This is a genomic window from Pseudomonas sp. XK-1, assembly GCF_038069885.1.
In the GTDB taxonomy this organism is placed as follows: Bacteria; Pseudomonadota; Gammaproteobacteria; order Pseudomonadales; family Pseudomonadaceae; genus Aquipseudomonas.
Window position 1 is genome coordinate 1 of sequence record NZ_JBBPES010000005.1, and the last position, 22926, is coordinate 22926.

20 protein-coding genes and 4 tRNA genes are annotated in these 22926 nt (G+C 56.8%); all 24 read left to right on the forward strand.

Annotated features, from left to right (window positions below; genetic code table 11):
• Positions 1–207 precede the first annotated feature (207 nt).
• The 24 genes from birA to rplW all read left to right on the forward strand — a co-directional run bounded on the left by birA (position 208) and on the right by rplW (position 22920).
• Positions 208–1173 carry a bifunctional biotin--[acetyl-CoA-carboxylase] ligase/biotin operon repressor BirA gene (gene birA, locus WMW70_RS13720; RefSeq protein ID WP_341438060.1) on the forward strand — a complete coding sequence of 322 codons (966 nt, stop codon included), beginning with the start codon at positions 208–210 and terminating at the stop codon, positions 1171–1173.
• Positions 1163–1909 carry a pantothenate kinase gene (locus tag WMW70_RS13725; protein ID WP_341438061.1) on the forward strand — a complete coding sequence of 249 codons (747 nt, stop codon included), beginning with the start codon at positions 1163–1165 and terminating at the stop codon, positions 1907–1909. Before birA ends, WMW70_RS13725 begins: the two co-directional genes overlap by 11 nt.
• Positions 1910–1917: 8 nt before the next feature.
• A complete protein-coding gene (locus WMW70_RS13730; RefSeq protein WP_341438062.1) occupies positions 1918–2589 on the forward strand; it encodes an SPOR domain-containing protein in 672 nt (223 codons plus the stop codon).
• 141 nt (positions 2590–2730) lie between these two features.
• Positions 2731–2815: transfer RNA gene (locus tag WMW70_RS13735), tRNA-Tyr, on the forward strand.
• 24 nt (positions 2816–2839) lie between these two features.
• Positions 2840–2913: transfer RNA gene (locus WMW70_RS13740), tRNA-Gly, on the forward strand.
• Between the two features lie 26 nt (positions 2914–2939).
• Positions 2940–3015, forward strand: a tRNA-Thr gene (locus tag WMW70_RS13745).
• 84 nt (positions 3016–3099) lie between these two features.
• A complete protein-coding gene (gene tuf, locus WMW70_RS13750; RefSeq protein ID WP_341438063.1) occupies positions 3100–4293 on the forward strand; it encodes an elongation factor Tu in 1194 nt (397 codons plus the stop codon).
• Positions 4294–4346: 53 nt separating this feature from the next.
• Positions 4347–4422 (forward strand) — tRNA-Trp (locus tag WMW70_RS13755).
• A gap of 45 nt (positions 4423–4467) precedes the next feature.
• Positions 4468–4836, forward strand: coding sequence for a preprotein translocase subunit SecE (gene secE / locus WMW70_RS13760; RefSeq protein WP_341438064.1), 369 nt, complete (start codon positions 4468–4470; stop codon positions 4834–4836).
• Positions 4837–4845: 9 nt separating this feature from the next.
• A complete protein-coding gene (nusG, locus tag WMW70_RS13765; RefSeq protein WP_305624691.1) occupies positions 4846–5379 on the forward strand; it encodes a transcription termination/antitermination protein NusG in 534 nt (177 codons plus the stop codon).
• Between the two features lie 116 nt (positions 5380–5495).
• A complete protein-coding gene (gene rplK, locus WMW70_RS13770; RefSeq protein ID WP_069522401.1) occupies positions 5496–5927 on the forward strand; it encodes a 50S ribosomal protein L11 in 432 nt (143 codons plus the stop codon).
• Entirely contained in the window at positions 5927–6622 is a 696-nt protein-coding gene (gene rplA / locus WMW70_RS13775; RefSeq protein WP_274087698.1) for a 50S ribosomal protein L1, read from the forward strand. Before rplK ends, rplA begins: the two co-directional genes overlap by 1 nt.
• Positions 6623–6836: 214 nt before the next feature.
• Positions 6837–7337 carry a 50S ribosomal protein L10 gene (gene rplJ, locus WMW70_RS13780; protein WP_341438065.1) on the forward strand — a complete coding sequence of 167 codons (501 nt, stop codon included), beginning with the start codon at positions 6837–6839 and terminating at the stop codon, positions 7335–7337.
• Positions 7338–7416: 79 nt separating this feature from the next.
• Positions 7417–7782, forward strand: a complete 366-nt coding sequence (gene rplL, locus WMW70_RS13785; RefSeq protein ID WP_069522395.1) for a 50S ribosomal protein L7/L12 — start codon at positions 7417–7419, stop codon at positions 7780–7782.
• 219 nt (positions 7783–8001) lie between these two features.
• Positions 8002–12075: a DNA-directed RNA polymerase subunit beta gene (gene rpoB / locus WMW70_RS13790; protein WP_341438066.1), complete on the forward strand. Its 4074-nt coding sequence runs from the start codon at positions 8002–8004 to the stop codon at positions 12073–12075.
• Between the two features lie 64 nt (positions 12076–12139).
• Positions 12140–16339 carry a DNA-directed RNA polymerase subunit beta' gene (rpoC, locus tag WMW70_RS13795; protein WP_341438067.1) on the forward strand — a complete coding sequence of 1400 codons (4200 nt, stop codon included), beginning with the start codon at positions 12140–12142 and terminating at the stop codon, positions 16337–16339.
• A 160-nt stretch (positions 16340–16499) separates the two neighbouring features.
• Positions 16500–16871, forward strand: coding sequence for a 30S ribosomal protein S12 (rpsL, locus tag WMW70_RS13800; RefSeq protein ID WP_003463319.1), 372 nt, complete (start codon positions 16500–16502; stop codon positions 16869–16871).
• 133 nt (positions 16872–17004) lie between these two features.
• On the forward strand, positions 17005–17475 hold the full coding sequence (rpsG, locus tag WMW70_RS13805) for a 30S ribosomal protein S7 (RefSeq protein WP_010490886.1): 471 nt from the start codon (positions 17005–17007) through the stop codon (positions 17473–17475).
• 30 nt (positions 17476–17505) lie between these two features.
• Positions 17506–19611: an elongation factor G gene (fusA, locus tag WMW70_RS13810; protein ID WP_341438068.1), complete on the forward strand. Its 2106-nt coding sequence runs from the start codon at positions 17506–17508 to the stop codon at positions 19609–19611.
• A 31-nt stretch (positions 19612–19642) separates the two neighbouring features.
• Positions 19643–20836, forward strand: coding sequence for an elongation factor Tu (gene tuf / locus WMW70_RS13815; RefSeq protein WP_341438069.1), 1194 nt, complete (start codon positions 19643–19645; stop codon positions 20834–20836).
• A 141-nt stretch (positions 20837–20977) separates the two neighbouring features.
• Complete coding sequence (rpsJ, locus tag WMW70_RS13820; RefSeq protein WP_013789756.1) at positions 20978–21289, forward strand: 30S ribosomal protein S10; 312 nt, start codon at positions 20978–20980, stop codon at positions 21287–21289.
• 84 nt (positions 21290–21373) lie between these two features.
• Positions 21374–22009 carry a 50S ribosomal protein L3 gene (gene rplC, locus WMW70_RS13825; protein WP_090505796.1) on the forward strand — a complete coding sequence of 212 codons (636 nt, stop codon included), beginning with the start codon at positions 21374–21376 and terminating at the stop codon, positions 22007–22009.
• Between the two features lie 12 nt (positions 22010–22021).
• Complete coding sequence (gene rplD, locus WMW70_RS13830; protein ID WP_172149917.1) at positions 22022–22624, forward strand: 50S ribosomal protein L4; 603 nt, start codon at positions 22022–22024, stop codon at positions 22622–22624.
• Complete coding sequence (gene rplW / locus WMW70_RS13835) at positions 22621–22920, forward strand: 50S ribosomal protein L23 (protein WP_325508429.1); 300 nt, start codon at positions 22621–22623, stop codon at positions 22918–22920. The genes rplD and rplW overlap by 4 nt, the downstream gene beginning before the upstream one ends.
• The last annotated feature ends 6 nt before the right edge of the window (positions 22921–22926 follow it).

Consider the following 22926-nt stretch of genomic DNA (forward strand, 5'->3'; position numbering starts at 1 on the left):
GAGAGTAGGTCATCGTCAAGCACCTATACCAAAACCCCCGATCAGGAAACTGGTCGGGGGTTTTACTTTGCGCGCGTGAAAATAAAGCGTTATGCGCTGATCTAAGGTGTTGTTTGGCGCGGGTTTATCTCCGGGCTTATAGACCTTTGATAGGCAACTTATCGGCCCGCCGTTATCATGCGTGCCTGATCGCGTGGTGGGAATGGCATGCTTCCATTGTTAAAGCTTCTTCAAGATGGACAGTTTCACTCGGGGGAGGCCCTGGGCGCGTCGCTAGGGGTTAGCCGCTCGGCTGTATGGAAGCAGTTGCAATCCCTCCAGGCCGAGCTCTCTCTACCCATCCATACGGTGCGCGGCCGTGGCTATCGCCTGGAAAGCCCGTTGCAGTTGTTGGATGCTGCCTGGATTGACGCTAACGCCAAGGGGGCTGGGTGGCCGGTTACGGTGTTACCCAGCGTCGATTCAACCAATGCGGAGGCGTTGCGGCGAATTGAAGCGGCGCAGTCTCTGCCATTTGTCGTGCTGGCCGAGCGCCAGACCAGTGGGCGGGGGCGGCGTGGTCGCAGTTGGGTCAGCCCGTTTGGCGATAACCTGTATTACAGCTTGGTGCTGCGGGTCGAAGGCGGCATGCGTCAACTCGAGGGCCTGAGTCTGGCGGTGGGGTTGGCGTTGCTTCGGGTGATTCGCGAAAGCGGAGTGGTAGAGGCGGGGCTGAAGTGGCCGAATGATGTGCTTGTTGGCGAGCGCAAGCTGGCGGGTGTTCTTCTGGAGTTGTCGGGGGATCCGGCCGATGTCTGTCATGTGGTTATCGGTATCGGCCTGAATGTGAACATGCTGTCGGCCGCTTCGGCGGCGATAGGCCAGCCCTGGACTTCCATGCGCGCCGAGTTGGGGCGCGTGGTCAATCGCAATGAGTTGGTGGTCGGGCTTAATCGCCACCTCTCTCATTACCTGGATGTTCAGCTACGTCACGGCTTTTCGGCGCTGCAGAGCGAGTGGCAGGACTGCCATCTTTGGCAGGGCCGTGAGGTCATGCTGACGGCTGGCAGTGAGCCTGTAACAGGCATTGTGTTGGGTGTTGATCATTCTGGGGCGGTACGCCTGTTGGTCGATGGGCAGGAGCACAGCTTTAGTGGTGGGGAGCTCAGCATGAGGTTGCGCAATGATTCTTGAGCTCGACTGCGGTAATACTCTGATCAAGTGGCGTCTGCTGGACCCTGGTAGTTCGCTTGCTGTGGCTGGCGGGGTGGTCGGTTCGGATGAGGAGCTGCTGCAGGCGATTCAAAGTATGTCCGTTGCACCTCTCGTCTGTCGTATGGTCAGTGTGCGCAGTGATGAGGAAACGGCGCGCCTGGTCGATTCTCTGCAGCAGGCTTTTTCCATTGAATGCCATTGCGCGCGTCCGGCTTTAGAGTTGGCGGGCGTGCGCAACGGTTACGAGCAGCATGAGCGCCTTGGTCTGGATCGATGGCTGGCGTTGGTGGCGGCTTATCAGTTCTCCCGGGTGGCTTGTCTGGTGCTGGATCTGGGGACCGCAGTGACTGCCGATTTTGTCGCTGCAGATGGGCAGCACCTTGGCGGCTTTATCTGCCCGGGCATGCCGTTGATGCGAAGCCAGTTGCGCACACATACGCGCAGGACGCGCTATGCCGATACCGAGGCTTTGCAGGCGCTTGGAAGCCGGCAGCCGGGGCGCTCAACGGCGGAGGCGGTTGAGCGGGGCTGCTCCCTGATGTTGCAGGGGTTTGTGCATGGTCAGTTGGCCTTGGCGGCCGAATTGCTGGGGGAATCCTTTGAAGTCTTCCTCACTGGGGGGGATGCTGCCCTGGTGGCGGCTATGCTTCCGCGCGCAAGGGTGATGCCGGATCTGGTGTTTGTCGGTTTGGCGATTGCCTGTCCATTACGTTGAGGTCATGCATGCGCTGGATGTTTTTGTGGTTGGTGGTATTGAATCTTTTCTATTACGTCTGGCATCAGCAGCAGGCTCCATTGCGGGTTACTGAGATTGCTCCTTTGCAGCTGGCTGCGCAGACCAAGAGCGATATACGCCTGTTGAGTGAGTCGGCTGCTCCAGCGCGGCGGCAGGGTGTGCCCGAGGAGCCTGTTGAGGCTGTCTGTCTGTTTCTTGGCAGCTTCGAGCAGGTTGAGGGGGCGGCGGCAGTCGAGCAGCGCCTGTTGAGTCTGGATATCCGTTCGCGGGTGCAGTCGATGGATGCTGCGGCGGGCGTCGATTACTGGGTGTATCTGCCCCCACTGGCCTCGCGCCAGGCTTCACTGCGTCAATTGCGAGAGCTGCAGGCGCGCAAGATCGATAGCTACATCATTACCCAGGGTGATTTATCCAATGGTATTTCGCTTGGCATCTTCCCGCGCAACGACTCGGCGGAAAGTGTGATGCAGCGTTTGCGTGATGCAGGATATGAGCCCCAGCTAAGGGAGTTGACCCGTGCGCACCGCAGTTTCTGGGTGCGCATAGCCCCGGAAAGCCGGCGTCTGGCTGATGATTCGCTGTTGCAGCGTTTGGCTTTTGACTTCAAAGGCTTACAACATCAATTAATGCCTTGCGAGGGGATTGCATCGCCTCAATAGATTGCATAGAATGGCGCCCGCTTCGCAGGGTGGCGCTAACAAGTGTTCTGCGAAGCTGCTGTCAATGTAGCTAACCTCAGGTTTTTTAATGAGAAATTGCTTGACAGTAGGTCGGCATCGAATGAGAATGCCGCCCCGTTTGGAGGGATTCCCGAGTGGCCAAAGGGATCAGACTGTAAATCTGACGTCATCGACTTCGAAGGTTCGAATCCTTCTCCCTCCACCAGATTTAGCGAGAGCTGCAGGCTCCGCGGGTATAGTTCAGTGGTAGAACCTCAGCCTTCCAAGCTGATGATGCGGGTTCGATTCCCGCTACCCGCTCCAGCATTGTTGTTTTCGCACCATGTTTCGCTCATGTAGCTCAGTTGGTAGAGCACACCCTTGGTAAGGGTGAGGTCAGCGGTTCGAGTCCGCTCATGAGCTCCATTTAATAAAGGCAGATATGTGAGTATCTGCCTTTGTTTTAATGGCGGTGATACCTGCTCAATTCTTCGCTGGGAGACGGTCAAAATGGCTAAAGAAAAGTTTGAACGTAACAAGCCGCACGTCAACGTTGGCACTATCGGCCACGTCGACCACGGTAAAACCACTCTGACTGCTGCTCTGACCCGCGTCTGCTCCGAAGTGTTCGGTTCGGCCAAGGTTGACTTCGACAAGATCGACAGCGCCCCAGAAGAAAAGGCTCGCGGTATCACCATCAACACCGCTCACGTTGAATACGATTCGGCCGTGCGTCACTACGCGCACGTTGACTGCCCAGGTCACGCTGACTACGTAAAAAACATGATCACCGGTGCTGCGCAGATGGACGGCGCTATCCTGGTTTGCTCCGCCGCTGACGGCCCGATGCCGCAGACTCGCGAGCACATCCTGCTGTCCCGTCAGGTAGGTGTTCCGTACATCGTGGTCTTCCTGAACAAGGCTGACATGGTTGACGACGCCGAGCTGCTGGAGCTGGTGGAAATGGAAGTGCGTGACCTGCTCAGCACTTACGATTTCCCAGGCGACGACACCCCGATCATCATCGGTTCCGCTCTGATGGCGCTGAACGGTCAAGACGACAACGAGATGGGCACCACTGCCGTCAAGAAGTTGGTTGAGACTCTGGACAGCTACATCCCTGAGCCGGTTCGTGCTATCGACAAGCCGTTCCTGATGCCAATCGAAGACGTGTTCTCGATCTCCGGTCGTGGCACCGTGGTAACTGGCCGTATCGAGCGCGGTATCGTCAAGATCCAGGAAGAAATCGAGATCGTTGGTCTGCGTGAAACCACCAAGACCACCTGTACCGGTGTTGAGATGTTCCGCAAGCTGCTCGACGAAGGTCGTGCTGGTGAGAACTGCGGCGTTCTGCTGCGTGGCACCAAGCGTGACGACGTAGAGCGTGGCCAGGTCCTGGTCAAGCCGGGTTCGGTCAAGCCGCACACCAAGTTCACTGCAGAAGTTTACGTGTTGAGCAAGGAAGAAGGCGGTCGTCATACTCCGTTCTTCAAAGGCTATCGTCCTCAATTCTACTTCCGCACTACCGATGTAACCGGTAACTGCGAACTGCCGGAAGGCGTTGAGATGGTAATGCCAGGTGATAACGTGCAGATGACCGTTACCCTGATCAAGACCATTGCAATGGAAGAAGGTCTGCGTTTCGCCATTCGTGAAGGCGGTCGTACCGTCGGCGCTGGTGTCGTAGCCAAGATCATCGAGTAATCGATTGATCTGTCCCCGTCAGGCCGGCATAATGGTCGGCCTGATTTTGTTTTAGGTCAGTAGCTCAATTGGCAGAGCGACGGTCTCCAAAACCGTAGGTTGGGGGTTCGATTCCCTCCTGACCTGCCATTTTCTCTTATGAATCTGGCGCGTCTTTTAACAGGATTCTCGTAAATGAATGCTAAGGCTGAAGCCAAAGAATCACGCTTTGATCTGATCAAGTGGCTGGCTGTTGCTGCGCTTGTGGTCGTGGGTGTGGTTGGTAATCAGTACTTCTCTGCCGAGCCTATCCTGTATCGCGTATTAGCCCTGCTGGTCATTGCGGCTGTTGCAGGTTTTATTGCGTTGCAAACGGCAAAAGGTCAGGCCTTTTCCGTTCTGGCAAAAGAAGCGCGTGTTGAGATTCGTAAAGTCGTTTGGCCGACCCGCCAAGAAACCACGCAGACCACGCTGATTGTTGTGGCTGTTGTTTTGGTGATGGGGTTGTTGTTGTGGGGGCTTGATTCCCTGCTCGGTTGGCTGATTTCGTTGATTGTCGGTTAAAGGTGTCCCGTGGCTAAGCGTTGGTACGTTGTGCATGCTTACTCGGGTTACGAGAAGCATGTTATGCGCTCGTTGATCGAGCGTGTGAAGCTCGCTGGTATGGAAGATGGCTTTGGTGAAATTCTCGTTCCTACTGAAGAAGTGGTCGAGATGCGCAATGGTCAGAAGCGCAAGAGCGAGCGCAAGTTTTTCCCGGGCTATGTCCTGGTGCAGATGGAAATGAACGAGGCGACTTGGCACTTGATCAAGGATACGCCACGGGTCATGGGCTTTATCGGCGGTACCGCTGATAAGCCGGCACCGATCACTGAAAAAGAAGCCGATGCGATCCTGCGTCGCGTTGCTGACAGTGGTGACAAGCCGAAGCCCAAGACCTTGTTCGAGCCGGGTGAGATGGTGCGCGTGACCGATGGTCCGTTTGCCGATTTCAGCGGTGTGGTTGAAGAAGTGAATTATGAAAAGAGCCGCATCCAGGTTGCTGTGACCATCTTTGGTCGCTCCACCCCGGTCGAGCTGGAGTTCAGTCAGGTCGAAAAGGCATAACTGACATACGCATCCCTTACCCCGCAGCCATAGGCTGCGGGGTTTTGTCGTCACTGGGATAAACAGGTAATAACCGGGGAGCCGCAAGGCGCTAGAACCCGTAATTGGAGTAGCTAATGGCTAAGAAAATCACGGCTTATATCAAGCTGCAAGTAAAGGCTGCACAGGCCAACCCAAGCCCGCCCGTTGGCCCGGCTCTGGGTCAGCACGGTGTGAACATCATGGAATTCTGCAAGGCGTTCAACGCCCGTACCCAGGGCATGGAACCTGGTCTGCCGACTCCAGTGATCATCACTGTATACAGCGACCGCAGCTTCACCTTTGAAACCAAAAGCACCCCGGCTTCGGTTCTGCTGAAGAAGGCCGCAGGCCTGACCAGCGGCTCGGCTCGTCCGAACACCGTCAAAGTCGGTACCGTGACCCGTGCTCAGCTGGAAGAGATCGCCAAGACCAAGCAGGCTGATCTGACTGCCGCTGATATGGATGCGGCCGTGCGTACCATTGCCGGCTCCGCTCGTAGCATGGGCCTCAACGTGGAGGGTGTGTAATGGCTAAGTTGACCAAGCGTCAAAAGGCAATCGCTGAGAAAGTTGAAGCTGGTAAGGCTTACAACTTCGTTGAAGCTGCCGCACTGCTGGCTGAGCTGTCCGCAGTCAAGTTCTCCGAGTCCGTCGATATTGCCGTGAACCTCGGTGTTGATCCGCGTAAATCCGACCAGGTTGTACGTGGTGCCACCGTTCTGCCGAACGGCTCGGGCAAAAGCGTTCGCGTTGCCGTGTTCACCCAGGGCCCGGCTGCTGAAGCTGCTCTGGCTGCCGGCGCTGATCGCGTTGGTATGGACGATCTGGCTGCCGAAATGAAAGGCGGCGACCTGAACTATGACGTGGTTATTGCTTCCCCGGATGCAATGCGCGTTGTTGGTCAGCTCGGTCAAGTGCTCGGGCCGCGCGGTCTGATGCCTAACCCGAAAGTCGGTACCGTTACCCCTGACGTGGCTACCGCTGTGAAGAATGCCAAGGCTGGTCAAGTACGTTTCCGTACTGACAAGAACGGCATCATCCACGGTTCCGTCGGCAAGGTTGGTTTTGACGCCGAGAAGCTGAAGCAGAACGTTGAAGCGCTGATTTCCGACCTCAAGCGTCTGAAGCCATCGACTTCGAAAGGCATCTACGTCAAGCGCGTAACCCTGAGCACCACCATGGGTCCAGGTCTGATCATCGATCAAGGCTCGCTCGACGCGTAATACATAGAGGCAGCGCAAGCGATTGCGCTGCTTCGAAACTTTGGGGTCCCTGCCTGGCGGGGGCTATCCAAGACCGTAGGTGGCGCAAGCCTTAAACCCTGAGAGAAATCCTAGGTCGCCTACGCAGATGGTGCTCCCGATTCTTACCGAATCAGACACCAAAACGACATCCGGCTTCGGCCAGATGAAACGGTAACAAGCAGGAGTTAAACCCGTGGCAATTAAACTCGAAGACAAGAAGGCCATCGTCGCTGAAGTCAACGAGGCTGCCAAAGGTGCCCTGTCCGCTGTCGTGGCTGATGCCCGTGGTGTGACTGTAGGCGCTATGACCGGACTCCGTAAAGAGGCCCGCGAAGCTGGCGTATACGTACGTGTTGTACGTAATACCCTGCTCAAGCGCGCTGTTGAAGGCACCGAGTATTCGGTCCTCAACGACGTGTTCAAAGGCCCGACCCTGATTGCATTCTCCAAGGAACATCCGGGCGCTGCTGCTCGTATTTTCAAAGAGTTCGCCAAGGGTCAGGACAAGTTCGAGATCAAGGCAGCTGCGTTTGAGGGCAAGTTCCTCGCAGCAAACGAGATCGACGTGTTGGCTTCGCTGCCAACTCGCGACGAAGCCATTGCGAAGCTGATGAGCGTGATCCAAGGCGCTACCAGCAAGCTGGCTCGTACTCTGGCGGCCATTCGCGACCAGAAAGAAGCTACCGCTGCCTAAGGCATCGCAAACTCTTTCAAAATCATATGTTTAATTTGATGGCTGCGTAGGCTGTCACCCCAATACAGGATTTAAAGTCATGTCTCTGACTAACGAACAAATCATCGAAGCAATTGGCCAGAAAACCGTTCTGGAAGTTGTTGAACTGATCAAAGCAATGGAAGAAACCTTCGGCGTGACCGCTGCTGTTGCCGCTGCTGGCCCAGCTGCTGCTGCCGCTGTTGTTGAAGAGCAAACCGAATTCAACGTGATGCTGCTTGAAGCCGGTGAGAAGAAAGTAAACGTGATCAAGGCAGTTCGTGAACTGACCGGTCTGGGCCTGAAAGAAGCCAAGGCTGTAGTTGACGGCGCTCCTGCCATGGTTCTGGAAGCTGTTGCGAAAGACGCAGCTGACAAAGCCAAGGCTGCTTTGGAAGAAGCTGGCGCCAAAGTCGAGCTCAAGTAAGCGACGACCTTGCGTCTACAGCCGAAGCGACTCGCGTAAGGCTGATGGCTGGTGGCTTTTGCCACCGGCCTTTTTCCGTTCTAGGTCGGCGAATCATTGGCTGGCCTGGGGCGCGAAATACCCGCCCGATGTGGCGGCGCAAACCTAGGGTTTGCAAGAGTTTCTGGCAACTCCCGTCGGAGGGGCCAAATAAGCAGGTGACCAAGCTGGGGAACGCTGATGGCTTACTCATATACTGAGAAAAAACGTATCCGCAAGGACTTTAGCAAGTTGCCGGATGTCATGGATGTGCCTTATCTCCTGGCCATCCAGCTGGATTCGTATCGCGAATTCCTGCAGGCAGGGGCGACCAAGGACCAGTTCCGCGACATTGGCCTGCATGCGGCCTTCAAGTCTGTTTTCCCGATTATCAGCTATTCCGGCAATGCTGCTCTGGAGTATGTCGGTTATCGCCTGGGCGAGCCGGCTTTTGATGTCAAAGAATGCGTACTGCGGGGCGTTACCTTCGCCGTGCCGCTGCGGGTAAAAGTCCGTCTGATCATTTTCGACAAAGAATCGTCGAACAAAGCGATCAAGGACATCAAAGAGCAAGAAGTGTACATGGGCGAAATTCCGCTCATGACTGAAAACGGTACCTTCGTTATCAACGGTACCGAGCGCGTTATCGTGTCCCAGCTGCACCGCTCGCCGGGCGTGTTCTTCGACCACGACCGCGGCAAGACCCACAGTTCCGGCAAGCTGCTGTACTCCGCCCGTATCATTCCGTACCGCGGTTCCTGGTTGGACTTCGAGTTCGACCCGAAGGACGCCGTGTTCGTACGTATCGACCGCCGCCGCAAGCTGCCGGCCTCGGTTCTGTTGCGCGCGCTGGGTTACAGCACTGAGGAAGTGTTGGATGCCTTCTATGCCACCAACGTATTCCATGTGAAGGGCGAGTCCCTCAACCTGGAACTGGTGCCGCAGCGCCTGCGTGGTGAAATTGCCGTCCTCGACATCAAGGACGACAAGGGCAAGGTCATCGTTGAGCAAGGCCGCCGTATTACCGCGCGCCATATCAACCAGCTGGACAAGGCTGGCATCAAAGAGCTGGAAGTACCGATCGACTATCTGATCGGTCGCACCTCGGCCAAGGCCATCGTGCACCCGGCTACCGGCGAAATCATCGCCGAGTGCAACACCGAGCTGAACGTCGAGATCCTGGCCAAAGTGGTCAAGGCTCAGGTCGTGCGCATCGAGACGCTGTACACCAACGACATCGATTGCGGTCCGTTTATCTCCGATACCCTGAAGATCGATAGCACCACCAATCAGTTGGAAGCACTGGTCGAGATCTACCGCATGATGCGTCCTGGCGAGCCGCCAACCAAGGATGCTGCCGAGACCCTGTTCAACAACCTGTTCTTCAGCGCCGAGCGTTACGACCTTTCGGCCGTGGGCCGCATGAAGTTCAACCGTCGTATCGGTCGCACCGAGATCGAAGGTTCCGGCGTACTGAGCCGCGAAGATATCGTCGAGGTCCTCAAGACCCTGGTCGACATCCGTAACGGTAAAGGCATCGTCGACGACATCGACCACCTGGGTAACCGTCGTGTTCGCTGCGTGGGCGAAATGGCCGAGAACCAGTTCCGTGTTGGCCTGGTGCGTGTTGAGCGTGCGGTCAAGGAACGTCTGTCGATGGCCGAAAGCGAAGGCCTGATGCCGCAGGACCTGATCAACGCCAAGCCGGTTGCGGCGGCGGTGAAAGAGTTCTTCGGTTCCAGCCAGCTCTCGCAGTTCATGGACCAGAACAACCCGCTCTCCGAGATCACCCACAAGCGCCGTGTTTCGGCTCTTGGCCCGGGCGGTCTGACCCGTGAGCGTGCCGGCTTCGAAGTCCGTGACGTACACCCGACCCACTACGGCCGTGTGTGCCCGATCGAGACCCCTGAAGGTCCGAACATCGGTCTGATCAACTCCCTGGCGGCCTATGCCCGCACCAACCAGTACGGCTTCCTCGAGAGCCCGTACCGTGTGGTGAAGGACACCCTGGTCACCGACGAAATCGTGTTCCTGTCCGCCATCGAAGAGGCCGATCACGTGATCGCCCAGGCTTCGGCGACCATGAACGACAAAGGTCAGCTGGTCGATGAGTTGGTGGCTGTACGTCACCTCAACGAATTCACCGTTAAAGCGCCTGAAGACGTCACCCTGATGGACGTATCGCCCAAGCAGGTAGTTTCGGTTGCCGCTTCGCTGATCCCGTTCCTCGAGCACGACGACGCCAACCGTGCGTTGATGGGTTCGAACATGCAGCGTCAGGCTGTACCGACTCTGCGCGCTGACAAGCCGCTGGTAGGTACCGGCATGGAGCGCAACGTGGCGCGCGACTCCGGCGTTTGCGTCGTGGCTCGCCGTGGCGGTGTGATTGACTCGGTCGATGCCAGTCGTGTTGTAGTTCGCGTCAATGACGACGAAGTTGAAACGGGCGAAGCCGGTGTCGACATCTACAACCTGACCAAATACACCCGCTCCAACCAGAACACCTGCATCAACCAGCGTCCGCTGGTGAGCAAAGGTGATCAGGTCGAGCGCAGCGACATCCTGGCCGACGGCCCGTCCACCGATATGGGTGAACTGGCACTGGGGCAGAACATGCGCGTCGCGTTCATGCCGTGGAACGGTTACAACTTCGAAGACTCCATCTGCCTCTCCGAGCGCGTGGTGCAGGAAGACCGTTTCACCACCATCCACATTCAGGAACTGACCTGTGTGGCGCGTGACACCAAGCTCGGTTCGGAAGAAATCACTTCCGACATCCCGAACGTCGGTGAGTCTGCGCTGAACAAGCTGGACGAAGCAGGCATCGTGTATGTCGGCGCTGAAGTGGGCCCAGGTGACATTCTGGTCGGCAAGGTCACGCCAAAAGGCGAAACCCAACTGACTCCGGAAGAGAAGCTGCTGCGTGCGATCTTCGGTGAGAAGGCGTCTGACGTTAAAGACACCTCCCTGCGTGTGCCAACTGGCACCAAAGGTACCGTTATCGACGTGCAGGTCTTCACCCGCGATGGCGTTGAGCGCGATGCCCGTGCCCTGTCGATCGAGAAGAGCCAGCTCGACGAGATCCGTAAGGATCTGAACGAAGAGTTCCGTATCGTTGAAGGCGCAACTTTCGAACGTCTGCGTTCCGCTCTGGTTGGCAAGAAGGCCGAAGGCGGCGCTGGCCTGAAGAAAGGCGCAGAAGTTACCGACGAGTTCCTCGACGGTCTCGAGCGCGGCCAGTGGTTCAAGCTGCGCATGGCTGACGATGCCCTGAACGAGCAGTTGGAAAAGGCCCAGGCCTACATCTCCGACCGCCGTCAGCTGCTCGACGACAAGTTCGAAGACAAGAAGCGCAAACTGCAGCAGGGCGATGACCTGGCTCCAGGCGTGCTGAAGATCGTCAAGGTCTACCTGGCAATCCGTCGCCGCATCCAGCCGGGCGACAAGATGGCCGGTCGTCACGGTAACAAGGGTGTGGTCTCGGTGATCATGCCGGTTGAAGACATGCCGCACGACGTCAACGGTACGCCGGTCGACATCGTTCTCAACCCGCTGGGTGTACCGTCGCGTATGAACGTCGGGCAGATCCTCGAAACCCACCTGGGCCTCGCGGCCAAAGGCCTGGGCGAGAAGATCAACCGCATGCTCGAAGAGCAGCGCAAAGTCGCCGAGCTGCGCAAATTCATGCAGCAGATCTACAACGAGATTGGCGGCCGTCAGGAAAACCTGGATGAGCTGAGCGACCAGGAAATCATGAAGCTGGCGCACAACCTCAAAGGTGGTGTGCCGATGGCCACACCGGTGTTCGACGGTGCCAAGGAAAGCGAAATCAAGGCCATGCTGAAACTGGCAGACCTGCCAGAAAGCGGCCAGATGCGCCTGATCGACGGCCGTACTGGTAACCAGTTCGAGCGTCCGACCACCGTTGGCTACATGTACATGCTGAAGCTGAACCACCTGGTGGACGACAAGATGCACGCGCGTTCCACGGGTTCCTACAGCCTGGTTACTCAGCAGCCGCTGGGTGGTAAGGCGCAGTTCGGTGGTCAGCGCTTCGGTGAGATGGAGGTCTGGGCACTGGAAGCCTACGGCGCCGCCTACACCCTGCAGGAAATGCTGACCGTGAAGTCGGACGACGTGAACGGCCGTACCAAGATGTACAAAAACATCGTGGACGGTGATCACCGTATGGAGCCGGGCATGCCCGAGTCCTTCAACGTACTGATCAAAGAAATCCGTTCGCTGGGTATCGACATCGATCTGGAAACCGAATAACACGTGACGCGAATCGAGAGCGGGGCTGCACAGCCCGCTCTCTGCTCCGCCAGGAGGAAAGGCCTTGAAAGACCTACTGAATTTGCTGAAAAACCAGGGTCAAGTCGAAGAGTTCGATGCTATTCGCATCGGCCTTGCTTCGCCTGAGATGATCCGTTCGTGGTCGTTCGGTGAAGTTAAAAAGCCGGAAACCATCAACTACCGTACGTTCAAGCCTGAGCGTGACGGCCTGTTCTGCGCCAAGATCTTTGGCCCGGTAAAGGATTACGAGTGCCTGTGCGGTAAGTACAAGCGCTTGAAGCATCGCGGTGTGATCTGCGAGAAGTGCGGCGTTGAAGTTGCACTGGCCAAGGTTCGTCGTGAGCGCATGGCGCACATCGAACTGGCTTCGCCGGTTGCCCACATCTGGTTCCTCAAGTCGCTGCCGAGCCGTATCGGTTTGCTGATGGACATGACCCTGCGTGATATCGAACGCGTTCTCTACTTCGAGAGCTATGTCGTTATCGACCCGGGCATGACCACCCTGGAAAAAGGCCAGCTGCTCAACGACGAACAGTACTTCGAAGCCCTCGAGGAGTTCGGTGATGACTTCGACGCCCGCATGGGTGCTGAAGCCGTGCGCGAACTGCTGCACGCGATCGACCTGGAGCACGAGATTGGCCGTCTGCGCGAAGAAATTCCGCAAACCAACTCGGAAACCAAGATCAAGAAGCTGTCCAAGCGTCTGAAGCTGATGGAAGCATTCCTCGGTTCGGGCAACCTGCCTGAGTGGATGGTGTTGACCGTTCTGCCGGTTCTGCCGCCAGATCTGCGTCCGCTGGTTCCGCTCGACGGTGGCCGCTTCGCGACCTCGGATCTGAACGATCTGTATCGCCGCGTGATCAACCGTAACAACCGCCTCAAGCGCCTGCTCGATCTGTCCGCACCGGACATCATCGTGCGCAACGAAAAGCGCATGCTGCAGGAAGCGGTCGACGCCCTGCTCGACAACGGCCGTCGCGGTCGCGCCATCACTGGCTCGAACAAGCGTCCGCTGAAATCCTTGGCTGACATGATCAAGGGTAAGCAAGGTCGTTTCCGTCAGAACCTGCTCGGTAAGCGCGTGGACTACTCCGGTCGTTCCGTTATCACCGTGGGCCCGACTCTGCGTCTGCACCAGTGCGGTCTGCCGAAGAAGATGGCTCTCGAGCTGTTCAAACCGTTCATTTTCGGCAAGCTGGAAATGCGTGGTCTGGCGACCACCATCAAGGCCGCGAAGAAGATGGTCGAGCGCGAGCTGCCGGAGGTGTGGGACGTTCTCGCCGAAGTGATTCGCGAACACCCCGTGCTGCTCAACCGTGCACCGACCCTTCACCGTCTGGGCATCCAGGCGTTTGAACCGGTTCTGATCGAAGGTAAAGCGATTCAGCTGCACCCACTGGTCTGCGCCGCGTACAACGCCGACTTCGACGGTGACCAGATGGCCGTGCACGTACCGCTGACGCTGGAAGCCCAGCTGGAAGCGCGCGCACTGATGATGTCGACCAACAACATCCTGTCGCCTGCCAACGGTGAACCAATCATCGTACCGTCCCAGGACGTGGTACTGGGTCTGTATTACATGACCCGCGAAGCGATCAACGCCAAGGGCGAAGGCCGCGTATTCGCTGACCTGCAGGAAGTTGACCGGGTTTTCCGTGGTGGCGAAGCCTCGCTGCATGCTCGCGTAAAAGTGCGCATCAACGAAGTAATCCGTGACCGCGACGGCACCATCACCAAGAACACCCGTATCGTCGACACCACTGTCGGCCGTGCGCTGCTGTTCCAGATCGTGCCGGATGGCCTGTCGTATGACGTGGTCAACCAGTCGATGAAGAAGAAGGCGATCTCCAAGCTGATCAACCAGTGCTACCGCACCGTTGGCTTGAAAGACACCGTGATCTTCGCTGACCAGCTGATGTACACCGGTTTCGCCTATTCGACCATCTCGGGTGTGTCGATCGGCGTGAACGACTTCGTTATCCCGGATGAGAAAGCGCGCATCATTGACGCCGCCACCGAGGAAGTTAAAGAGATCGAATCGCAGTACGCCTCCGGCCTGGTAACCCAGGGCGAGAAGTACAACAAGGTGATCGACCTCTGGTCCAAGGCCAACGATGAAGTATCCAAGGCGATGATGGCTAACCTCTCGAAAGAGAAAGTGGTTGATCGCGAAGGTAATACTGTTGACCAAGAGTCCTTCAACTCGATGTACATGATGGCTGACTCTGGTGCTCGTGGTAGCGCCGCTCAGATCCGTCAGCTGGCCGGTATGCGTGGTCTGATGGCCAAGCCGGATGGCTCGATCATCGAAACGCCGATCACCGCGAACTTCCGCGAAGGTCTGTCGGTTCTGCAGTACTTCATCTCGACGCACGGTGCTCGTAAGGGTCTTGCGGATACCGCGTTGAAAACCGCTAACTCCGGTTACCTGACTCGTCGTCTGGTAGACGTGGCACAAGATCTGGTCGTTACCGCAATCGATTGCGGCACCGAGCACGGCCTGCTGATGACACCGCATATTGAAGGCGGTGACGTGGTTGAGCCGCTGGGTGAGCGCGTATTGGGTCGAGTTATCGCCCGTGACGTGTTCAAGCCAGGTACCGAAGAAGTCATCGTTCCAGCCGGTACGCTGGTGGACGAGCAGTGGGTTGAATTCATCGAGCTGAACAGCATCGACGAAGTGATCGTGCGTTCGCCGATCAGCTGTGAAACCCGCTACGGCATCTGCGCCAAGTGCTACGGTCGCGACCTGGCTCGTGGTCACCAGATCAACATCGGTGAAGCGGTCGGCGTTATCGCTGCTCAGTCGATCGGTGAGCCGGGTACCCAGCTGACCATGCGTACGTTCCACATCGGTGGTGCGGCTAGCCGGACCTCGGCTGCTGACAGCGTACAAGTGAAGAATGGCGGTGCGGTTCGCCTGCACAATCTCAAGCATGTTGAGCGTCTCGACGGCAACCTGGTTGCGGTTTCCCGCTCCGGCGAGCTGGCGATTGCCGACGAGTTCGGTCGTGAGCGCGAGCGCTACAAGCTGCCGTACGGTGCCGTGATTTCCGTGAAGGAAGGCGACAAGGTCGACGCTGGCGCAATCGTCGCCAAGTGGGACCCGCACACCCACCCGATCGTTACCGAAATGAAAGGTACCGTGACCTACGTGGGCATGGAAGAAGGCATCACCATCAAGCGTCAGACGGACGAATTGACCGGTTTGACCAACATCGAAGTCCTCGATCCGAAAGATCGTCCGGCTGCCGGCAAGGACATCCGTCCTGCGGTGAAGATGGTTGGCGAAGATGGCAAGGATCTGCTGCTGCCAGGTACCGACGTAATGGCTCAGTACTTCCTGCCGGCAAACGCCCTGGTAGGTGTGGCGAACGGTGCTCAGGTGGGTGTGGGTGATGTCATCGCCCGTATCCCGCAAGAGACTTCGAAGACCCGCGACATCACCGGTGGTCTGCCGCGTGTTGCCGACCTGTTCGAAGCGCGTCGTCCGAAAGAAGCTTCGATTCTGGCTGAAATCAGCGGCACCATCGCGTTCGGTAAAGAGACCAAAGGCAAGCGCCGTCTGGTTATTACCCCGAACGACGGTAGCGATCCGTACGAGGAGCTGATTCCGAAGTGGCGCCACCTGAACGTGTTCGAAGGTGAACAGGTCAACAAGGGTGAAGTTATCTCCGACGGCCCGAGCGACCCGCACGATATCCTGCGTCTGCTGGGTGTCAGCGCGCTGGCCAAGTACATCGTCAACGAGATCCAGGACGTGTACCGCCTGCAGGGCGTGAAGATCAACGACAAGCACATCGAAACCATTCTGCGCCAGATGCTGCGCAAGGTAGAAGTGGCTGAGTCGGGCGATTCCACCTTCATCAAGGGCGACCAGATGGAGTTGACCGCGGTGCTGGGCGAAAACGAGCGTCTGGCTGCAGAAGACAAGTTCGTTGCCAAGTACACCCGCGTATTGCTGGGTATCACCAAGGCGTCGTTGTCCACCGAGTCGTTTATCTCGGCGGCCTCCTTCCAGGAAACCACCCGCGTTCTTACCGAAGCGGCAGTGACTGGCAAGCGCGACTACCTGCGTGGCCTGAAAGAAAACGTGGTCGTGGGTCGTCTGATCCCGGCCGGTACCGGTCTGGCTTATCACAGCGAGCGCAAGCGCAAGCGTGAAGCGGCTCAGCCGGTACGTGTCAGCGCCAGTGAAGTGGAAGCCGCACTGACCGAAGCGCTGAACTCCAGCAGCAATTGAGTGTGAAGCCCCGGTCGAGTAATCGCCCGGGGCTTTGCCTTGACGGGGAGCGTGGGTCTCTTTAGACTCATGCACCCCTAAATTTGGCAGGGCACACGCTCTGCCATTTTGCTTTCCTTAGTAGGGTAATAGCGTCGAAAGACAACAGTGGAGCTTATAGATGGCAACTATCAACCAGCTGGTACGTCAGCCGCGCAAGCGTATCGTCGAGAAATCCGACGTGCCTGCGCTGCAGAACTGCCCGCAGCGTCGTGGTGTGTGCACTCGCGTGTATACCACTACGCCGAAAAAACCTAACTCGGCACTGCGTAAAGTATGCCGTGTGCGCCTGACCAACGGTTTCGAGGTTTCCTCGTACATCGGCGGTGAAGGCCACAACCTGCAAGAGCACAGCGTCGTCCTGATTCGTGGCGGCCGTGTAAAAGACTTGCCAGGTGTGCGTTACCACACCGTGCGCGGTTCGCTGGATACCTCCGGCGTTAAGGACCGTAAGCAGGGTCGTTCGAAGTACGGTACCAAGCGTCCGAAGTAATAGGCGTTTGAAGTGCCCGGTGCTTGCACCGAATTGCAGTTTTTTATTTATCTGAGTCGATAAGAGTAAGGTCGGGCGTCCATCTAACGATGCAGTCCCGGGCTAACCTGAAGACCGTTTGAGGGCTTATCAAATGCCAAGACGTCGTGTAGCAGCCAAGCGCGAAGTGCTTGACGATCCAAAATACGGAAGCCAAATCCTGGCCAAGTTCATGAACCACGTGATGGAAAGCGGCAAGAAAGCCGTTGCCGAGCGTATTGTTTATGGTGCCTTGGACAAGGTTAAAGAGCGCAAGAACAGCGATCCCCTGGAGATCTTCGAGAAAGCTCTCGACGCCATCGCTCCGCTGGTCGAAGTGAAGTCGCGCCGTGTAGGCGGTGCTACTTACCAGGTTCCGGTCGAAGTTCGTCCGTCCCGTCGTAACGCTCTTGCCATGCGCTGGCTGGTAGATTTCGCCCGTAAGCGCGGCGAGAAGTCTATGGCTCTGCGTTTGGCTGGCGAATTGCTCGATGCCGCTGAAGGCAAAGGTGCTGCAGTTAAGAAGCGTGAAGACGTGCACCGTATGGCTGAAGCCAACAAGGCTTTCTCGCACTACCGCTTCTAATTATTGCGCTTCTAAATTTGCGAGGGCTTTATGGCTCGTACTACACCGATTAACCGGTACCGTAACATCGGTATCGTGGCTCACGTGGACGCGGGTAAAACCACGACCACTGAGCGTGTGCTTTTCTACACTGGCAAAAGCCACAAGATGGGCGAGGTGCATGATGGCGCCGCGACCACCGACTGGATGGTGCAGGAGCAGGAGCGTGGTATCACCATTACTTCTGCTGCCATTACCGCCTTCTGGAAAGGTTCCGAGAAGCAGTACAAAGATGAGCACCGCTTCAACGTCATCGATACCCCCGGCCACGTTGACTTCACCATTGAAGTTGAGCGTTCGCTGCGTGTACTCGACGGCGCGGTTGTTGTGTTCTGCGGTACCTCGGGCGTTGAGCCTCAGTCGGAAACCGTATGGCGTCAGGCCAACAAGTACGGCGTTCCGCGTCTTGTTTACGTCAACAAGATGGACCGTGCCGGTGCTGACTTCCTGCGCGTGATCGGTCAGATCAAGCAGCGTCTGGGTCACACTCCGGTGCCGATCCAGCTGGCCATCGGTGCTGAAGACAACTTCCAGGGTCAGATCGATCTGATCAACATGCAAGCTGTCTACTGGAACGATGCTGACAAAGGCATGGTCCCTGTTCGCAAGGACATTCCGGCTGAATTGCTGGAAGAAGCCGAGAAGTGGCGCGGCAACATGGTTGAGGCTGCGGCCGAAGCCAATGAAGAGCTGATGAACAAGTACCTCGAAGGTGAAGAGCTCACCATCGAAGAAATCAAGAGCGCTCTGCGTCAGCGTACTATCGCTGGTGAAATCGTTCTGGCTGTTTGCGGTTCTTCCTTCAAGAACAAGGGTGTTCCCCTGGTTCTCGACGCCGTTATCGACTTCCTGCCTGCACCGACTGACATTCCTGCTATCAAGGGTACTGACCCGGATAACGAGGAAATTCAGCTGGAGCGTCATGCAGACGACAGCGAGCCGTTCTCGGCTCTGGCGTTCAAGATCGCTACCGACCCATTCGTGGGTACCTTGACCTTCGTCCGCGTTTACTCGGGCGTGTTGGCGTCCGGTGACGGCGTGATCAACTCGGTTAAAGGTAAAAAAGAGCGCGTGGGTCGTATGGTGCAGATGCACGCAAACGCCCGCGAAGAGATCAAGGAAGTGCGCGCTGGTGACATCGCGGCCCTGATCGGCATGAAGGACGTCACCACTGGTGAGACTCTGTGCAACGCTGACAAGCCAATCATCCTGGTGCGCATGGACTTCCCGGAGCCGGTTATTTCGGTTGCCGTAGAACCTAAGACCAAGGACGACCAGGAAAAAATGGGTATCGCTCTGGGCAAGCTTGCTCAGGAAGATCCATCTTTCCGCGTCAAAACTGATGAAGAGACTGGTCAGACGATCATCTCCGGTATGGGCGAGTTGCACCTGGACATCCTGGTCGACCGCATGCGCCGCGAGTTCAACGTTGAAGCCAACATCGGCAAGCCTCAGGTTTCCTATCGTGAGCGCATCACGAAGAGCTGTGAGATCGAAGGCAAGTTCGTGCGTCAGTCCGGTGGTCGTGGTCAGTTCGGTCACTGCTGGGTTCGCTTTGCACCTGCTGACGAAGGTCAGGAAGGTCTGCAGTTCGTGAACGAAGTAGTGGGTGGTGTGATTCCGAAGGAATACATCCCGGCTATCCAGAAGGGTATCGAAGAGCAGATGAAGAACGGCGTCGTTGCCGGTTATCCGCTGATCGGCCTGAAAGCTACCGTGTTCGATGGTTCCTACCACGACGTCGACTCCAACGAGATGGCGTTCAAGGTGGCTGCTTCCATGGCGACCAAGCAACTGGCCCAGAAGGGCGGTGGTGAGTTGCTCGAGCCGATCATGGCGGTAGAGGTTGTTACCCCCGAAGACTACATGGGTGATGTGATGGGCGACCTTAACCGTCGTCGTGGCATGATCCTGGGTATGGAAGACACGATCTCCGGCAAGGTGATTCGTGCTGAAGTTCCGCTGGGTGAGATGTTCGGTTATGCGACCGACGTCCGTTCCATGTCTCAGGGTCGCGCAAGCTACTCCATGGAATTCAAAAAATACAATACGGCTCCGTCGCACATCGTCGAGTCTGTAACCAAAAAACAAGGCTGATTCAGCCCCTTTAAGCTAGGAGTTAATTGTCGTGGCTAAAGAAAAATTTGAACGTAACAAACCGCACGTCAACGTTGGCACTATCGGTCACGTTGACCACGGTAAAACCACTCTGACCGCTGCTCTGACCCGCGTCTGCTCCGAAGTATTCGGTTCGGCCAAGGTTGACTTCGACAAGATCGACAGCGCCCCAGAAGAAAAAGCTCGCGGTATCACCATCAACACCGCTCACGTTGAATACGATTCGGCCGTGCGTCACTACGCACACGTTGACTGCCCAGGTCACGCTGACTACGTAAAAAACATGATCACCGGTGCTGCGCAGATGGACGGCGCTATCCTGGTTTGCTCCGCTGCTGACGGCCCGATGCCGCAGACTCGCGAGCACATCCTGCTGTCCCGTCAGGTAGGTGTTCCGTACATCGTGGTCTTCCTGAACAAGGCTGACATGGTTGACGACGCCGAGCTGCTGGAGCTGGTGGAAATGGAAGTGCGTGACCTGCTCAGCACTTACGATTTCCCAGGCGACGACACCCCGATCATCATCGGTTCCGCTCTGATGGCGCTGAACGGTCAAGACGACAACGAGATGGGCACCACTGCCGTCAAGAAGTTGGTTGAGACTCTGGACAGCTACATCCCTGAGCCGGTTCGTGCTATCGACAAGCCGTTCCTGATGCCAATCGAAGACGTGTTCTCGATCTCCGGTCGTGGCACCGTGGTAACTGGCCGTATCGAGCGCGGTATCGTCAAGATCCAGGAAGAAATCGAGATCGTTGGTCTGCGTGAAACCACCAAGACCACCTGTACCGGTGTTGAGATGTTCCGCAAGCTGCTCGACGAAGGTCGTGCTGGTGAGAACTGCGGCGTTCTGCTGCGTGGCACCAAGCGTGACGACGTAGAGCGTGGCCAGGTTCTGGTCAAGCCGGGTTCGGTCAAGCCGCACACCACCTTCACTGCAGAAGTGTATGTGTTGAGCAAAGAAGAAGGCGGTCGTCACACTCCGTTCTTCAAAGGCTACCGTCCTCAGTTCTACTTCCGTACTACTGACGTAACCGGTAACTGCGAACTGCCGGAAGGCGTTGAGATGGTAATGCCAGGTGATAACGTGCAAATGACCGTTACCCTGATCAAGACCATCGCAATGGAAGAAGGCCTGCGTTTCGCCATTCGTGAAGGCGGTCGTACCGTCGGCGCTGGCGTCGTAGCCAAAATCATCGCGTAAGTGATGATTTAAGAAGAAGCCTCCGCTTGCGGGGGCTTTTTTATTGGGTTGACACCTGCTAGGGGCGTCTATAGAATCACGCCTCCTTTTAACGGGCGTACTGCGTCCGTTGGGAATAGCAGCTTGGAATCTGAGGTCAAAATGCAAAACCAACAAATCCGTATTCGGTTGAAGGCTTTTGACCATCGCCTGATCGATCAATCAACCCAGGAAATCGTGGAAACCGCGAAACGTACTGGTGCTCAGGTGCGTGGTCCGATTCCTCTGCCTACCCGCAAAGAGCGGTTCACTGTACTGACTTCCCCGCACGTCAACAAAGACGCGCGTGATCAGTACGAGATCCGTACTCATAAGCGTGTTCTGGACATCGTCCAGCCAACGGATAAAACCGTTGACGCGCTGATGAAGCTCGACCTTGCGGCTGGCGTGGAAGTGCAGATCAGCCTCGGCTAAGACCGCCTGAGGTCTTAGTCGTGTAACGCTCTGAAATGGGCGGCCATAGCGGGTGAAAGCCCCGTACACTCATGAGGTTACAACATGACTATTGGTGTAGTCGGTCGTAAGTGCGGCATGACCCGCATTTTCACCGAAGAAGGTGTCTCCATTCCGGTTACGGTCATTGAGATCGAGCCGAATCGCGTCACTCAATTCAAAACTGAAGAGTCCGATGGCTATCGTGCAGTGCAAGTCACTGTCGGCGAGCGTCGTGCTTCTCGTGTCAGCAAGGCGCAAGCCGGTCACTTCGCCAAGGCGAATGTCGCGGCAGGTCGTACCGTCATGGAATTCCGTCTTGAAGAAGGCGAGTACCAGGCTGGCGATCTGATCAACGCTGAAATTTTCCAAGCTGGTCAGCTGGTGGATGTCACCGGTCAGTCCAAGGGTAAAGGCTTTGCCGGTACCATCAAGCGTTGGAACTTCCGCGGCCAAGACAACACTCACGGTAACTCCGTGTCCCACCGTGTTCCGGGTTCCATTGGCCAGTGCCAGACTCCGGGTCGCGTCTTCAAGGGCAAGAAAATGTCCGGTCACATGGGTGCTGAGCGCGTGACTGTGCAGTCCCTGGAAGTAGTGCGCGTCGATGCTGAACGCAACCTGCTGTTGGTCAAGGGTGCCGTTCCTGGCGCTACTGGCGGCAACCTGGTTGTTCGTCCGGCAGCCAAGGCTCGCGGTTAAGGGGAAGCTGACATGCAATTAAATGTAAATGGCGCTCAAGCAATCGAAGTGTCCGAAGCGACCTTCGGTGGCGATTACAACGAGACCCTGGTTCACCAAGCAGTTGTGGCCTACATGGCCGGCGGCCGTCAGGGCAGCAAGCAACAGAAGACTCGTTCCGACGTATCCGGTGGCGGTAAGCGCCCTTGGCGTCAGAAGGGTACTGGCCGTGCTCGTGCCGGTACCACTCGTGGTCCGATCTGGCGTGGCGGTGGTGTGACTTTCGCGGCCCGTCCGCAGAATCACGACCAGAAGCTGAACAAGAAGATGTATCGCGCTGCATTGCGTTCGATTCTTGCCGAGCTGGTACGTACTGATCGTCTGGTCGTGGTTGAAGATTTCAGCGTTGAAGCGCCGAAGACCAAAGACCTGCTGAACAAGCTGAATGGCATGGGCCTGACCGATGTACTGATCGTGTCCGATGCTATCGATGAAAATCTGTACCTGGCTGCTCGCAACCTGCCACACGTCGATGTTCGTGACGTGCAGGGTTCCGATCCGGTCAGTCTGATCGCGTACGAAAAGGTGCTGGTCACCGTTTCTGCCGTGAAGAAATTCGAGGAGCTGCTGGGATGAACCAGGAACGCGTATTTAAAGTGCTGCTTGGCCCGCACGTCTCCGAGAAGGCCACACTTCTGGCTGATAAAAAAAGCCAATTCGTTTTCAAGGTTGCAACCGATGCAACCAAGCTGGAAATCAAGAAGGCCGTCGAAAGCCTGTTCAGCGTGAAGGTTGAGCGAGTGACTACCCAGAACGTTCTGGGTAAGAGCAAGCGCACCGCTCGCGGTCTGGGCAAGCGTAACGACTGGAAGAAGGCAGTTATCTCCCTTCAGCCAGGCCAAGATATCGATTTCGCCAGCAGTGCTGAGTAAGGAAGG

Coding starts and splice junctions, on each gene's coding strand:
- rplL (WP_069522395.1), top strand. CDS start 7,417: ATGTCTCTGACTAACGAACAAATCATCGAAGCAATTGGCCAGAAAACC.
- rplK (WP_069522401.1), top strand. CDS start 5,496: ATGGCTAAGAAAATCACGGCTTATATCAAGCTGCAAGTAAAGGCTGCA.
- rplA (WP_274087698.1), top strand. CDS start 5,927: ATGGCTAAGTTGACCAAGCGTCAAAAGGCAATCGCTGAGAAAGTTGAA.
- birA (WP_341438060.1), top strand. CDS start 208: ATGCTTCCATTGTTAAAGCTTCTTCAAGATGGACAGTTTCACTCGGGG.
- rplD (WP_172149917.1), top strand. CDS start 22,022: ATGCAATTAAATGTAAATGGCGCTCAAGCAATCGAAGTGTCCGAAGCG.
- rplW (WP_325508429.1), top strand. CDS start 22,621: ATGAACCAGGAACGCGTATTTAAAGTGCTGCTTGGCCCGCACGTCTCC.
- secE (WP_341438064.1), top strand. CDS start 4,468: ATGAATGCTAAGGCTGAAGCCAAAGAATCACGCTTTGATCTGATCAAG.
- tuf (WP_341438063.1), top strand. CDS start 3,100: ATGGCTAAAGAAAAGTTTGAACGTAACAAGCCGCACGTCAACGTTGGC.
- rpsG (WP_010490886.1), top strand. CDS start 17,005: ATGCCAAGACGTCGTGTAGCAGCCAAGCGCGAAGTGCTTGACGATCCA.
- rpoB (WP_341438066.1), top strand. CDS start 8,002: ATGGCTTACTCATATACTGAGAAAAAACGTATCCGCAAGGACTTTAGC.
- rplC (WP_090505796.1), top strand. CDS start 21,374: ATGACTATTGGTGTAGTCGGTCGTAAGTGCGGCATGACCCGCATTTTC.
- WMW70_RS13730 (WP_341438062.1), top strand. CDS start 1,918: ATGCGCTGGATGTTTTTGTGGTTGGTGGTATTGAATCTTTTCTATTAC.
- WMW70_RS13725 (WP_341438061.1), top strand. CDS start 1,163: ATGATTCTTGAGCTCGACTGCGGTAATACTCTGATCAAGTGGCGTCTG.
- rpsJ (WP_013789756.1), top strand. CDS start 20,978: ATGCAAAACCAACAAATCCGTATTCGGTTGAAGGCTTTTGACCATCGC.
- rpsL (WP_003463319.1), top strand. CDS start 16,500: ATGGCAACTATCAACCAGCTGGTACGTCAGCCGCGCAAGCGTATCGTC.
- fusA (WP_341438068.1), top strand. CDS start 17,506: ATGGCTCGTACTACACCGATTAACCGGTACCGTAACATCGGTATCGTG.